This window comes from Klebsiella planticola ATCC 33531, from assembly GCF_000735435.1.
Classification (GTDB): domain Bacteria; phylum Pseudomonadota; class Gammaproteobacteria; order Enterobacterales; family Enterobacteriaceae; genus Klebsiella; species Klebsiella planticola.
The window spans coordinates 19414-33571 of sequence record NZ_JMPP01000018.1; the positions used below are offsets into that span (position 1 = coordinate 19414).

General features: G+C 57.9%; 12 protein-coding genes. 8 read left to right on the forward strand and 4 right to left on the reverse strand.

Features of this window, described 5'->3' with window-relative positions; translation table 11 throughout:
* Positions 1-58 precede the first annotated feature (58 nt).
* The 3 genes from GRPL_RS18105 to lsrR all read right to left on the reverse strand — a co-directional run bounded on the left by GRPL_RS18105 (position 59) and on the right by lsrR (position 4873).
* Positions 59-2080: an NADPH-dependent 2,4-dienoyl-CoA reductase gene (locus GRPL_RS18105; RefSeq protein WP_032698751.1), complete on the reverse strand. Its 2022-nt coding sequence runs from the start codon at positions 2078-2080 to the stop codon at positions 59-61.
* A 191-nt stretch (positions 2081-2271) separates the two neighbouring features.
* Positions 2272-3864, reverse strand: a complete 1593-nt coding sequence (gene lsrK, locus GRPL_RS18100) for an autoinducer-2 kinase (RefSeq protein ID WP_032698752.1) — start codon at positions 3862-3864, stop codon at positions 2272-2274.
* Between the two features lie 37 nt (positions 3865-3901).
* Complete coding sequence (gene lsrR / locus GRPL_RS18095; protein WP_032690639.1) at positions 3902-4873, reverse strand: transcriptional regulator LsrR; 972 nt, start codon at positions 4871-4873, stop codon at positions 3902-3904.
* Positions 4874-5090: 217 nt separating this feature from the next.
* On the opposite strand from lsrR, the gene lsrA reads away from it, so the two are divergent.
* The 8 genes from lsrA (at position 5091) to GRPL_RS18050 (ending at position 12625) form a co-directional block, all read left to right on the forward strand.
* On the forward strand, positions 5091-6578 hold the full coding sequence (lsrA, locus tag GRPL_RS18090; RefSeq protein WP_032690640.1) for an autoinducer 2 ABC transporter ATP-binding protein LsrA: 1488 nt from the start codon (positions 5091-5093) through the stop codon (positions 6576-6578).
* Positions 6575-7609 (forward strand): autoinducer 2 ABC transporter permease LsrC, encoded by a 1035-nt coding sequence (gene lsrC, locus GRPL_RS18085; RefSeq protein WP_004867893.1) that lies wholly within the window; start codon positions 6575-6577, stop codon positions 7607-7609. The genes lsrA and lsrC overlap by 4 nt, the downstream gene beginning before the upstream one ends.
* Positions 7610-8587, forward strand: a complete 978-nt coding sequence (gene lsrD / locus GRPL_RS18080) for an autoinducer 2 ABC transporter permease LsrD (protein ID WP_032697474.1) — start codon at positions 7610-7612, stop codon at positions 8585-8587.
* A gap of 124 nt (positions 8588-8711) precedes the next feature.
* The gene (gene lsrB / locus GRPL_RS18075) at positions 8712-9725 is read left to right on the forward strand and encodes an autoinducer 2 ABC transporter substrate-binding protein LsrB (protein WP_032690642.1); all 1014 of its coding nucleotides are present in this window, start codon (positions 8712-8714) and stop codon (positions 9723-9725) included.
* 11 nt (positions 9726-9736) lie between these two features.
* On the forward strand, positions 9737-10624 hold the full coding sequence (gene lsrF / locus GRPL_RS18070; RefSeq protein WP_004867885.1) for a 3-hydroxy-5-phosphonooxypentane-2,4-dione thiolase: 888 nt from the start codon (positions 9737-9739) through the stop codon (positions 10622-10624).
* On the forward strand, positions 10621-10914 hold the full coding sequence (gene lsrG, locus GRPL_RS18065) for a (4S)-4-hydroxy-5-phosphonooxypentane-2,3-dione isomerase (protein ID WP_032690643.1): 294 nt from the start codon (positions 10621-10623) through the stop codon (positions 10912-10914). Before lsrF ends, lsrG begins: the two co-directional genes overlap by 4 nt.
* 319 nt (positions 10915-11233) lie before the next feature.
* Positions 11234-11947 (forward strand): hypothetical protein, encoded by a 714-nt coding sequence (locus tag GRPL_RS18060; RefSeq protein ID WP_032690644.1) that lies wholly within the window; start codon positions 11234-11236, stop codon positions 11945-11947.
* 198 nt (positions 11948-12145) lie between these two features.
* On the forward strand, positions 12146-12625 hold the full coding sequence (locus GRPL_RS18050) for an Hcp family type VI secretion system effector (protein ID WP_032690646.1): 480 nt from the start codon (positions 12146-12148) through the stop codon (positions 12623-12625).
* Positions 12626-12758: 133 nt separating this feature from the next.
* On the opposite strand, the gene ygjG is transcribed toward GRPL_RS18050, so the two are convergent.
* Entirely contained in the window at positions 12759-14138 is a 1380-nt protein-coding gene (ygjG, locus tag GRPL_RS18045; RefSeq protein WP_032690647.1) for a putrescine aminotransferase, read from the reverse strand.
* Positions 14139-14158: the final 20 nt, after the last annotated feature.

Genomic DNA, 14158 nt, shown 5'->3' on the forward strand with positions numbered 1-14158 from the left:
CCGGGCTACTCATATCATGTAGCCCGAACACGTAGCCCGGGCAAGCGCAGCGCCCCCGTTAAATCTCCAGCGCCAGTTTCGTACCCTGAGCGATGGCGCGGCGAGCATCCAGCTCCATCGCGACATCGCACCCGCCAATCTGGTGCACGACTTTCCCTGCCGCGCGTAGCGGATCCGCCAGCTCGCGCTTCGGCTCCTGACCGGCGCAGATAATCACCTGATCAACATGCAATATCTGGCTCTCGCCGCCGATCGTGACATGTAATCCCTCATCGTCGATCTTCTGATAGCTGACTCCCGGGATCATTTTGACGCCGCGGGCCAGCAGGGTAGCCCGGTGGATCCAGCCGGTGGTTTTTCCTAACCCATCGCCGGGTTTGCTGGCCTTGCGCTGGAGCATCACGATGCGCCGCGGGCTTTTCTCCAGCTGCGGTCCTTCCGGACGCAGTCCGCCCGCGCTCTGCAGTGTCGTATCAATACCCCATTCCCTGCAGAACGCGTCGATGTTCTGGCTGGTGGCAACGCCAGGCTGGCTCAGGTACATCGCGGTATCAAAGCCGATCCCGCCGCAGCCGATAATTGCGACGCGCTGACCCACCGGCGCCTTGTCGCGCAGTACGTCGAGGTAGCTCATCACCTTCGGATGGGTAATTCCGGCGATCGCCGGCATGCGCGGGGCGATCCCGGTGGCGAGGATCGTTTCGTCAAATTCCAGCAAACGATCCGCCGTGACCAGTTGGCCCAGCTGCAGATTGACGCCATGCAGATCCAGCATGCGCCGGTAGTAGCGCAGCGTTTCGTAAAACTCCTCTTTGCCGGGGATCTGTTTGGCGATATTAAACTGCCCGCCAATCTCCTGCTGCGCATCAAACAGGGTGACAGAGTGGCCGCGCGCGGCGGCATTGACGGCAAAGGCCAGGCCGGCGGGGCCGGCTCCCACAACGGCCAGGCGCTTTGGCGCGGCAGCAGGCATAACCGGCATCAGGGTTTCGTGGCAGGCTCGCGGATTGACCAGACAAGAGGTCACTTTACCGGCGAAGATCTGATCCAGGCAGGCCTGGTTACAGCCGATACAGGTATTGATCTCATCGGCGCGCCCGCTTTGGGCTTTGGCAAGGAACTCGCCGTCGGCCAGAAACGGGCGCGCCATTGACACCATATCGGCGTCGCCGCGGGCGAGGATCGCATCCGCGACATCAGGATCGTTGATGCGGTTAGTGGTGACCAGGGGGATCGACACCGCGCCTTTCAGCTTCCGGGTGACCCAACTGAAGGCGCCGCGCGGTACCGGCGTCGCAATAGTTGGAATACGCGCTTCGTGCCAGCCGATACCGGTGTTGATGATGGTTGCGCCTGCCGCCTCGATGGCCTGTGCCAGCTCAATCACTTCCGGCAGCGTACTGCCGTCGTTGACCAGGTCGAGCATCGACAGGCGGTAGATAATAATAAAGTCATGGCCAGCCCGTTCGCGTACCGCACGCACCACTTCTACGGCAAAGCGCATGCGGCGGGCGTAATCGCCGCCCCACGGGTCATCACGCTGGTTGGTACGTGCGGCGAGGAATTCGTTAATCAAATAACCTTCAGAGCCCATCACTTCGACACCGTCGTAGCCGGCCTCCCGGGCCAGCTGCGCGCAGCGGGCAAAATCATCGATCAGCTGCAGGATCTCATCATGGCTGAGCGCGTGCGGAGCAAAGCGGTTAATCGGCGCCTGCAGTGCTGACGGGGCCACCGGCCGCGGCTGATAGCTGTAGCGGCCGGTATGCAAAATTTGCAGGGCGATTTTGCCGCCTTCCCGGTGGACCGCATCGGTAATGTACCGATGCTGCGCCAGATGGCGGGCATCGTCGAGCACCGCGCCGCCCGCCATTGTGACGCCGGACGCCGTCGGCGCAATCCCGCCGGTGACAATCAGCGCCACGCCGTGACGCGCGCGTTCGGCGTAAAAAGCCGCCAGCCGTTGCGCACCGTCGGCATGTTCTTCCAACCCGGTGTGCATGGAACCCATCAGCACGCGGTTTTTCAGCTGGGTGAACCCCAGGTCGAGCGGGGCGAATAACGACGGGTAGTGGCTCATAATGGCTTCCAGTCTCTTATATGTAACATTATTGTTATGTGGTCGGATGAGTTACTAATTTAGCCGTCGTCAGCGAAAAGTGAAAAAGGGCGTGCGGTGATTGTGATGGGATTCAAATAACGGTGACGGGGAGTTCCCCTCCTCGAAGGGAAGAGGGGGTTTTTGTGCCAGCGGCAGACGCTCGCTGGAGGTCAGGGCGCCGGAACGACAGGTGGGCGCCGCTTAAGGCCTGGCGCCTGCCACATCGAGGTGGTCAGCCCGCTGTCGACCAGCCCCAGCTGGTCGGCATAGACCGATTGCCATTTCTCCATCATCCCCTGGTACAGTTCGCGATGTGCCGGATTGGGGGTAAACACCCGATGCCAGCTCACCAGCTTCTCACCAGTGCCGGCCATATCGCTGTACAAGCCGGCGCCGGTTCCGGCGGCGATCGCGCAGCCCAGCGCCGTGGCTTCGCGCACCGCCGGGACCCGCACCGGCAGGCCGGTGACATCGCTGAGAATCTGGCTCCATAATGCCCCTTTCGATCCGCCTCCGGCAAACACCAGGCTGTCGAACGTCACGCCGGAGAAGCGGGAGATTTGCGCCAGGTTACAGGCAGAGACAATCGCCGCGTTCTCCTCCAGCGCGCGGAACAGAGTGGCTTTATTGCATTTCTCCGGGTCGATGGAGAGGTTAATAAACGACGGCGCGGCGTGATACCACTGCTTGAAATGCATGGCATCGGAGAAGATCGGCATCACGCCGTGGGAACCTGGCGGTACGCGGCTGGCCATCTCTTCGAGCAGAGCATAGGCATCCACTCCCAGGCGTTCGGCAACCAGCTTCTCTTCGGCGCAAAAAGCATCGCGGAACCAGCGCATGGTCAGGCCGGTGAAGAAGCTGATCGATTCGGCCTGCGCCATGCCGGGAATGACGTGCGGGTTGATACGAATATTCATCTGCGGATCGGTACGGACCTCCGGCAGATTCACCACCTGTTGCCAGAAGGTGCCCCCCAGCACCGCGCTTTGGCCGGCGCGTACCACCCCCAGACCCAGGCAGCCGAGCTGGACATCGCCACCGCCCATGATCACCGGCGTGCCGGCACGTAGCCCGCACTGCCGCGCTGCCGTCTCGGTCACTGCACCGAGCGGAGTGCCGGTCTCTTTAACCGGCGAGAGCAGATCCGCACGCAGCCCGGCCATATCGAGCAGCGCCGGACGCCAGTCGCGGCTGAACAGGTCGAGCATCCCGGTGGTACCGGCATTGGAGGGGTCGACGGCCAGTTCACCGGAGAGTTTTGCCGCCAGCCAGTCGCTAATCATGGTGATGGTGGCAGCCTGACGGTAAATATCCGGGCGATGATGGGCCAGCCACAGCAGCCGCGGCATGGCGCTGAGTGCCAGCGTCTGGCCTGAGACATCATAGACTTCCGATTCAAAATGATAATCATGGATCTCTTTAAGCTCCGCGACTTCGCGGCTGGCGCGGGCATCGACGTTGGCGCAGGCCCAGATAGCCTCGCCGTTGCGGTCGTAAAGCACAATCCCTTCGCGCATGGAACAGCAGGCGACGGACTGAATATCGGCCGCCTGAAGGTGCGCGTTTGCCAGCGCCTGGCGGATACACTGGCAGGCCAGCAGCCAGTTGGTGGTGAGGTCAAACTCCATCGAGCCGGGAACATTTTCCACGCTCAGGTGCTTCCATTCCGCCTGACCGACCGCGACCTGGTGGCCGCTGAGATCGAAAATCACCGCCCGAATACTGCCGGTCCCGGCATCTAACGCTAACAGGTAACTCATGACATGCGCCTCGCGGTTGTTGCGCGGCGCAGGGCCATCAGGAGGCCAGCGTGAGCACCGCGCGTGCTGTTGTCTCTTCCGTTACCAGGCCATTGATGCGTTTGCCCGTCAGGGCGGCATAAATCGCCTGCGCTTTTTCCGTTCCACCGGCAACGCCGACAATGGTCGGCAGCTGCGCCAGCTCGTCGAGGGTGACGCCGAGTAATTCCCGGTGAATCTCCAGATCCTCAACCCGCCTGCCGTCGGCCTGCAGGAAATAACCTAAAATGTCGCCCACCGCGCCTTTACGCGCATACATCAACTGTTCGCCTTCGCTGATGTAGCCGGAGCGCAGGATGGTTGCGTCGCGGCGCTGGTCGATGGCGCCGATCCCCACGACCGCCGCATCCGCCGCGGTGGCCGCCAGAATCACATCCCGGACGCTCGACTCCCGACGCAGAATTTCAGCCACATCGGCCGAAGAGACCCGCAGCGGCGCCGGAATGATGCTGACGCGACAGGCGGCGTCCAGTTGGCCGATACCGGTCATATAGGGGCCCACGCCGCCGGAAAGCGTCACCAGCCGCACCTGCTGCGAACTGATAAACCCGCTCAGGTGCTGCAGACAGCTCATGGTGGCTTCGCCAAACCCCACCGCCAGCAGCTGTCCTGGTTCCAGTACCCCCATCAGCGATTGCGCCGCGCCGATCCCCAGCCGCGTATTCATCGGTGGCGTATTGAGCGCCGGCAGCACGCGGGCAATCTTCAGGTCAAAACGCTGTTGCAGCTCGGTTTCCAGCGCCAGACACCCTTCATAGCGGGAGTTGATCTGCACGCGGATCACCCCGGACTGGCGACCTTTCTCCAGCAGGCGGGAGATCTTTAACCGCGGCAGCCCCAGGCGCTCGCCAATATCGTTCTGCGTCAATCCATCGTGGTAGTAACACCAGGCGACCCGCGCCACCAGCTCCTCTTCGGCTAACGCCAGGCCTGCGTAGCGGTTCTCTTCCGTAATGCGTTTTTCGCTCATAAAGTGAACTCTTATAAAAATTTAGATCATATGTTCGCTATTGCGCGGTCGGAAAGTGTGAGCCGTCCGGCAAAACCGATCTTTCATTGTTTGCAGGTTTTTTCCAACGATCTAAAGCATGAAACTGTGATCTTTGCACGGTTGTAAATATAGTTCACCGTCTACGCTTTTGAACATTATTAAATTAAAAAATCATTTGTTCATACGAGGCGCGATGATGAAGCCACTGCTTGAAGCCCGTCAGATTCGCAAACAGTTCTCCGGCATCGCCGTGTTGAAGGGCATTGATTTCACGCTCTTTTCTGGCCAGGTGCATGCGCTGATGGGCGGTAATGGCGCGGGAAAATCGACGCTGATGAAGATTATCGCCGGGGTGGAAACGCCCGACGACGGTGAACTCACTCTTGGCGGCCGCGCTTTTGCGCGTCTCAACCCGGCTCTGGCTCATCAACTGGGTGTTTACCTTGTTCCCCAGGAACCGCTGCTGTTTCCTAACCTGACGGTACGGGAAAATATTCTCTTTCGCCTGCCGAAACGCGCCGATAACGACGCGCGTTTACAGGAGACGCTGCGGCAACTGAACTGTCAGCTCAATCTGGAGGCGGTGGCCGGGACGCTGGAAGTGGCGGATCAGCAGATGGTGGAGATCCTGCGCGGTCTGATGCGCGATGCGCAGATCCTGATCCTCGATGAACCCACCGCCTCGTTAACCCCCGGGGAGACGGATCGGTTGTTTCGTCAGATCCGCGCTCTGCAGGATCTCGGCGTCGGTATCGTGTTTATCTCGCATAAGCTGCCGGAGATCCGTCAGATCGCCAGCCATATCTCGGTCATGCGCGACGGGGCGGTGGTGCTGAGCGGCGACACGGCGAGCTACAGCGACGCGCAGCTAATCAATGCCATGACCCCCGCCCTTCGTGGACACGATCTCAGCGATACCCAGAAGCTATGGTTGGCGCTGCCGGGGAATCGCCGTACCCAGCCGCAGGATTTCCCGGTGCTACGGGTGGACGATCTGACCGGAGAAGGTTTTATCGATCTCAGTCTGGAGATCCATGCCGGAGAGATCGTTGGTCTCGCCGGGCTGGTGGGATCCGGGCGCACCGAATTTGCCGAGACGCTCTACGGTCTGCGTCCGCCGCGAGCTGGCCGGATATGGCTGGAAAACCGCGATATCAGTCGCGACAGCACGCGCGCGCGGCTCGCCAGCGGGCTGGTTTATCTGCCGGAAGATCGGCAGGTCTCCGGGCTGTTTCTCGATGCCCCGGTGCGCTGGAACACGGTGATGTTTAACCAGCCGTCGTGGTGGCAGCAGCGCCAGCGCGAAGCGGCGGTAGTGGAGCGCTACCATCGGGCGCTGGGCATCAAACTCAATCACAGCGATCAGACCGTGCGCACGCTCTCCGGCGGCAATCAGCAAAAGGTGCTGCTGGCTCGCTGTCTGGAAGCCAATCCGCTGCTGCTGATTGTCGATGAACCGACGCGCGGCGTGGATGTTTCCGCCCGCGCCGACATCTATCAACTGCTGAAAAGCGTCGCCGCGCAAAACGTGGCGGTGCTGATGATATCAAGCGATCTGGATGAGTTTGTCGGGCTGGCTGACCGGGTGGTGGTTATGCACCAGGGCCGGCAGAGCGGGGAACTGCTCCGGCAGGCGGTCACCGTCGATCGCATGATGACCCTGGCCTTTGGAGGGCAGTCATGAAAACGTTACTCAGAAACCGCGAGCTGAGCGCGTTGCTGGCGATTCTGGCGCTGTTTGCGCTGCTGATTGCGCTCAACCCCGCCTGGTTCAACCTGCAAATTCTGGCGATGATTTTTGCCAGTTCGCAAATCCTCTGTCTGCTGGCGCTGGGGGCGACGCTGGTCATGCTGACCCGCAATATTGACGTCTCCGTCGGCTCGACCGTCGGCCTGAGCGCGATTGCGGTCGGCGCCGCGCTCAACGGCGGCTATGGTCTGACGGCGGCGATTGTCTTTGCGCTGGCGATTGGCGCACTGGCGGGGGCCTTTAACGGCCTGCTGGTGGTTGGCCTACGCATTCCGGCGATTGTCGCGACGCTCGGCACCCTGGGGCTGTATCGCGGAATGATGCTGCTGTGGACCGGAGGCAAGTGGATAGAGGGGCTGCCCGATAGCCTGAAGTCGCTTTCTGAACCGTTCTTTATCGGCGTATCGCCGCTGGGCTGGCTGGTGCTGGCGCTGCTGCTGAGCGGGACCTGGCTGCTGGCTCGCACCGCCTTTGGTCGCGATTTTTACGCCGTGGGCGATAACCTGGCCGCCGCGCGTCAGCTGGGCGTCGCGGTCAACCGCACGCGGATGCTGGCCTTTACGCTCAACGGCATGCTGGCGGCCTGCGCCGGGATCGTCTTTGCCGCGCAGATTGGCTTTGTCCCCAACCAGACCGGTAGCGGGCTGGAGATGAAAGCCATCGCCGCCTGCGTACTGGGCGGGATCTCGCTGCTCGGCGGGACCGGAACCCTCGTCGGCGCTTTTCTCGGCGCCTTTTTCCTCACTCAAATCGATACCGTACTGGTGCTGCTGCGGCTGCCGGCATGGTGGAACGACTTTATTGCCGGCCTCGTTCTGCTGGGCGTACTGGTACTCGACGGGCGGCTGCGTCAGGCGCTGGCGCGGCATCAGCGGGCGCTGAAGTACAGCCGTTTTCAGCCCGGCAATAAAGGGGGAAAGCACGTCACCCCGTTCGAAAAACGTAAAAACAAAGAGGTGGCGTAGATGAAACTCAACTGGGAAAGCGCGCTGCTGGCATTACTGGTGCTGGAGATTCTGCTGTTTGGGGCGATCAATCCGCGGATGCTGGATATCAACATGCTGCTGTTTAGCACCAGCGACTTTATCTGTATTGGCATCGTCGCACTGCCGCTGACTCTGGTGATCATCAGTGGCGGTATTGATATTTCCCTCGGCTCCACCATTGGCCTGTGCGCCATCGCGCTGGGGGTGATGATGCAGGCGGGTTGGCCGCTGGCGCTGGCGATCCCGCTCACCCTTGCCATTGGGCTACTGTGCGGCCTGGTGAATGCCGCGTTGATTCACTACACCGGCATCAGCCCGCTGGTGATTACTCTCGGCACGCTGTATCTCTACGGCGGCGGGGCGCTGCTGCTTTCGGGAATGGCCGGGGCGACGGGCTATGAAGGGATTGGCGGCTTTCCCGATAGCTTTACAGCTTTTGCCAACCTGACGCTATTGGGCCTACCGCTGCCGCTGGTGATGTTTGCCATCATCACCTTTTTCTTCTGGCTGCTGACCCATCGCGGGCGTTTTGGCCGCCACCTCTTTTTACTTGGACAAAACCCCAGAGCAGCACGCTATGCCGCACTGTCGGTCAACGGTATGCCCTACGTGCTGTATGGCCTGGTGGGCGTGGCCTCGGCAATTGCCGCCTTGATTCTGGTCTCCTATTTCGGTTCGGCGCGTTCGGATTTAGGCCGCGACCTGCTGATGCCGGCGCTGACCGCTGCCGTGCTCGGTGGAGCGAATATCTATGGCGGGTCGGGTTCGATACTCGGTACGGCGCTGGCGGCGCTGCTGGTGGGGTATCTGCAACAGGGTTTACAGATGGTCGGCATCCCCAACCAGGTGTCGAGCGCGTTGTCAGGGGCACTGTTGGTGGTGGTGGTGATGGGGCGTTCGCTGAGCCTGCACCGCGAATGGCTACGCACGGCCTGGCGGCGTCTTTCTCGCGTATAGACATCATTCATTTTGCCAGAAGGCGGCAAGTTTATGCGTTCCCGGGTGCTGCGGGGTGAACGAAGGTAGCCAACGCACATGCAACTTGAAGTATGAAGGTTTAAAACAATCGGAGCATAACAAGATGAAAGCAAAACATATCCTGCAAATCAGTGCCCTGGCGCTGGCCATGAGTGTTGCGGTGGCTCAGGCGGCGGATCGCATCGCCTTTATTCCTAAGCTGGTCGGCGTGGGCTTCTTTACCAGCGGCGGCAACGGCGCGAAAGAAGCAGGCAAAGCGCTTGGCGTGGACGTCACCTACGACGGCCCGACCGAACCAAGCGTGTCCGGCCAGGTGCAGCTGATCAACAACTTCGTCAATCAGGGTTACAACGCGATTATCGTCTCGGCAGTGTCGCCGGATGGCCTGTGTCCGGCGCTGAAGCGGGCGATGCAGCGCGGCGTGAAGGTCCTGACCTGGGACTCCGATACTAAACCCGAGTGCCGCAGCATCTACATCAACCAGGGCACTCCGCAGCAGCTCGGCGGCCTGCTGGTGGAGATGGCGGAAAAACAGGTGACGAAGCCCGCCGCCAAAGTGGCATTTTTCTACTCCAGCCCGACGGTGACCGACCAGAACCAGTGGGTGAAAGAGGCGAAAGCCAAAATCGAAAAAGAGCATCCGCAGTGGGAGGTGGTGACGACGCAGTTTGGCTATAACGACGCCACCAAATCGCTGCAAACCGCCGAGGGGATCTTAAAAGCGTATCCGGATCTCGACGCCATTATCGCCCCTGACGCCAACGCGCTGCCGGCCGCCGCGCAGGCGGCAGAGAACCTCAAGCGCCAGGGCGTGGCGATTGTCGGCTTCAGCACGCCGAATGTGATGCGCCCCTATGTCGAGCGCGGCACGGTCAAAGCCTTCGGCCTGTGGGATGTGGTACAGCAGGGGAAAATTGCGGTGAACGTCGCCGATCGGCTGCTAAAAAAAGGCGATCTTAACGTTGGCGATAGCGTGGATATCAAAGATATCGGGACGCTGAAGGTTGAGCCAAACAGCGTGCAGGGCTACCAGTACGAAGCGCAAGGCAACGGTATCGTACTGCTGCCAGAGCGCGTGGTGTTCACCAAAGAGAACATCAATCACTACGACTTCTGATGGAGGACGAGATGGCAGATTTAGACGATATCAAAGAGGGAAAAGACTTCGGCTTTGACCGGCCGCAGAAGAATACGCTCTATACGTTGAAAGGCTGTGGTTCGCTGGAGTGGGGAATGCAGTCCCGGCTGGCGCGTATCTTTAATCCGCAGAGCAACCGCACGGTCATGCTGGCTTTCGATCACGGCTACTTTCAGGGGCCGACCACCGGGCTTGAACGTATCGATCTCTCTATTGCGCCGCTGTTTGAGGAGACCGACGTGCTGATGTGTACCCGCGGGGTGCTACGCAGCCAGGTCCCGGCGGCCACCAACAAGCCGGTGGTGCTACGCGCCTCCGGCGGCAATTCTATTCTCAGCGAACTCTCCAACGAGTGCGTTGCCGTGGCGATGGAAGATGCTCTGCGCCTCAACGTCTGCGCGGTGGCGGCGCAGGTCTATATCGGCAGCGAATACGAACACCAGTCGATCAATAACATCATTAAGCTGGTGGATGCGGGCAACCGCTACGGTATGCCGGTGCTGGCGGTGACCGGCGTGGGGAAAGAGATGACCCGCGACGCCCGCTACTTCTCGCTTGCCAGCCGCATTGCTGCCGAGATGGGGGCGCAGTTTGTCAAAACCTACTTTGTCGATGAGGGGTTTGAAAAAGTCACCGCCAGCTGCCCGGTGCCAATTGTGATCGCCGGGGGCAAAAAGCTGCCGGAACATGAAGCGCTGGAGATGTGCTGGCGGGCGCTTGACCAGGGGGCATCCGGCGTCGATATGGGGCGCAATATCTTCCAGTCCAGCGCGCCGCGGGCGATGTTAAAGGCGGTGAAAAAAGTGGTCCATGAGAATATGAGCGCCCGCGAGGCATATCAGTTCTGGCAGGAAGAGAAACAGGGAGAGCAAAAATGAATGTGACGCTGGTGGAGATTAATATCAGGCCAGAACGGGTGGCGGAGTTTCTCGACGTCTTTCGGGCTAACCATGAAGGGGCGCTAAAAGAGCCGGGCAACCTGCGATTTGACGTGCTGCAGGACCCGGAAGTGAAGACCCGTTTTTTTATCTACGAAGCTTATAAAGATGATGAGGCGGTGCTGGCGCATAAGAAAACCCCGCACTACCTGGCCTGCGTGGAAAAGCTCGACCAGATGATGTCGGAGCCGCGTAAGAAACGCAGTTTCGTGGGGTTATTGCCGGAATAGCCTTGCCCCCTGGCCTGCGGGATCTCTGCGGCGAGCGGATTATCGCAGGCCATGTTTCTGGCGAGAGGGGAGTGCTTTAAACTTTCTTTTGTATTGTGGGTAGGGTTAGCCCCAATGATAAGCCGGACGGTGAGTGCATTATCTTCGCGATGTATTCAACGTATTAATATATTCTGCAAGGAACTGTATATTTAAATATGAATTAGCGCTCCCGGCGGTTTGGTACAAAATAAATAAAGGTTTTTGGTTTGTTTTATTTGAGTTGTTTGTTCTTTTTGCATACATTCGGGGTTGGCCATGCTGATAGTAAGGATACTCGATGAAAGCCTCGGACTATTTAAAAATGAAGTTGCAGAGCGACAGACAGCTAGCGGTGTATGGACAACAGGGCGTAATCTCCACATGGAAAGCAATGAAGGGCATTGGTTCTGATATTTACTCCGGGGTTGAGCGGGTAAGTTGGTATTCTTCCTGTTTGCTCCCTCGCTACTATGATGTTTGCAATGAATTGTTTTCTGAAGAGCAACGTATGCACAAGTCGATTCTTTCTGTTTTTCGCTATCATGACGTGATAGGTCATATGTTCTACCTCTATTTTGAAATGGTCATTAACGATAGCAAAAATGGCAATCAGCAAGGCAGTATACGATACCTTGATTCCAGAGTGACAGAAATTGCCACCAAAGTACCGGTTGGAAGGGCAACACGCTTTGCATTGGCTCTGTCTCTTGCGAAAGCGTTTTCCGCATCAGATTTAGTATCGGATGCCGTCATTAAGCGTCTGTCAAGACGCACACCGGCAATCGTCATGGCTCTTCAGCTCTTTGGTACTGAGCAAAAATGTGCTCTTGCCGCGCGACAACTAAAAACACTTGATCCAACGTATTACGCAATCCTTTACAATGCACAAGTTGAAATGTTGTATTACTTTATTGAGTCCATTCTTTCGGATATTATCAAAAAATATCAAATGCAATTCTATAATAACTATGATGAGCTTTATGATTATCTGAAGAGCCACTACCATGTTTAAAAGCTTACTATCCATCCTCTTTACGGAAATTCTTTTCCCCGTTTGGGTATTTGCAAGCGCATCCCTTTTTCTGTATTTGGTTCCTGAATACTGGTTTATATTGACTGTCATTTCAGTCATTTTGTTGATTATCGTCCATCCGATTTTATTCGGACGATTCGATAAGTACGATAAATAATTTCTACGAAAAGGATTTTTATGTCTAATCCAGCCTATTTATGGTTAACGGATGAAAATGGTTCACCGATGGTCGGCCCGTCGCTGGTATCAGGTCGTGAAGGGGCTATCGAGCTGAAATCGTTTACACATAACGTCAATATTCCGATTGACGGCAATACCGGAAAGTTGACCGGCACGCGTATTCATATGCCGATTATGTTTCAGAAGGAATTTGACCGTGTCACTCCCATGCTTTACCGGGCGTTAAGTACCGGGAGAACTTTGCAATCTGCGATGTTCAAACTGTATCAGATTATTGAGGCCGGGTTAGAGCAGGAGTACTTCAATATTATTCTTGAAAATGTAAAGCTGACATCAATCACGCCGGATTTATACCCAGGGGCAGATACCGGAACGCATCTTGAAACGGTACTTATGCGCTATGAAAAAATTACCTGGAAGCATTGCGATGGCAATATTGTCTATACAGACTCATGGAATGAGCGTGCGACATATTAACCGTATAGGCAAACGGCATATGACATGAAGGTGAAAGTCGGGCAGTACGGCATTGGTCTGGCCGGTATGACGGAATGGCAGGCGTAAAAAAGCCCGGCGAACATCGTTTTCGCCGGGCTTTTGTTGACTATCTTCAGGCTTGCTCCACAGATACCCGCAGGGCCGCCAGCGCTTTACTCGCCGCTTTGATGACCTGTTCACACTGCTCAATCGTCAGCGTCAGCGGCGGTTCAATACGAATGGTTTTGGCATTATTCAACGTTCCGGCCACCAGCACCCGCTGGCGGAACATCTCGCTGGCGAAGTTGTAGCCGATTTCGTTATCCACGAACTCAATCGCCATCAGCATCCCTTTACCGCGAACTTCATTCACCAGATCCGGGTACTCGCGGGACAGTTGATGGAAGCCGTTCAGCAACAGCTCACCTTTCTGCTCCGCCTGGGCCGGCAGATTCTGCGTCAGCAGGACGTTGATCGTGGCCAGCGCCGCGGCACAGGCCAGCGGATTACCGCCGAAGGTGGTGGTGTGCAGGAACGGGTTGTCGAACAGCACCGAGAACACCTCTTCGGTCGCCACCGTTGCGCCAATTGGCATCACGCCGCCGCCGAGCGCTTTGGCGAGGCACAGAATGTCCGGCTGAACGTTTTCGTGCTCGCAGGCAAACATTTTGCCGGTGCGCCCCATGCCGGTTTGCACTTCGTCGAGGATCAGCAGCGCGCCAAACTCATCGCACAGCTTACGCACCGCAGGCAGGTAGCCCTGCGGCGGCAGGATCACGCCCCCTTCACCCTGGATCGGCTCAAGGATCACCGCCGCGACATCATCACCGGTTTTTTTACACTCGCTCAGCAGCGTACGCATCGCGTTGATATCGCCGAACGGCACGTGACGGAACCCTGGGAGTAGCGGCATAAAAGGCTTACGGAATGTCGATTTCGCGGTGGCCGATAGCGCGCCCAGCGACTTACCATGGAAAGCGCCGCTGGTGGCCACAAACGTAAATTTACCGCGCGGCGACTGGTAGGCTTTAGCGAGCTTCAGCGCCGCTTCGACCGACTCTGTACCGCTGTTACAGAAGAAGCTGTATTTCAGCTTGCCGGGGGTTAACGCGGCCAGCGTTTTTGCCAGCATGGCCCGCAGCGGGTCAAGCAGTTCCTGACTATGAAGAGGTTGTTTAGCGAGCTGATGCTCGACGGCGGAAATCACAACTGGATTACGGTGCCCTACATTAAAAATTCCAAAGCCACCCAGGCAATCGACAAACTCTTGTCCCTGAGTGTCGACAAGCGTATTTAACCCTCCCGCTTGCCACTCTACGGCTCCGTAATCCCCGCCAGCGGTAACCGATTTTCGGTACTCTAAAAAACCGGGATTCACATGCTCTTTAAAATATTCCCTGACCTCCTGGTTAAGTGCTTTCATCTCCTCATGATCAAGCGTTCGCTTCTCAATGAGATTCAGTGCGTGTGCGCTGCAGGCCAGAGCCGATGCGCTGGAAGGTAACCTGTTCAAAGTGAGCTCCTGGGACGGGC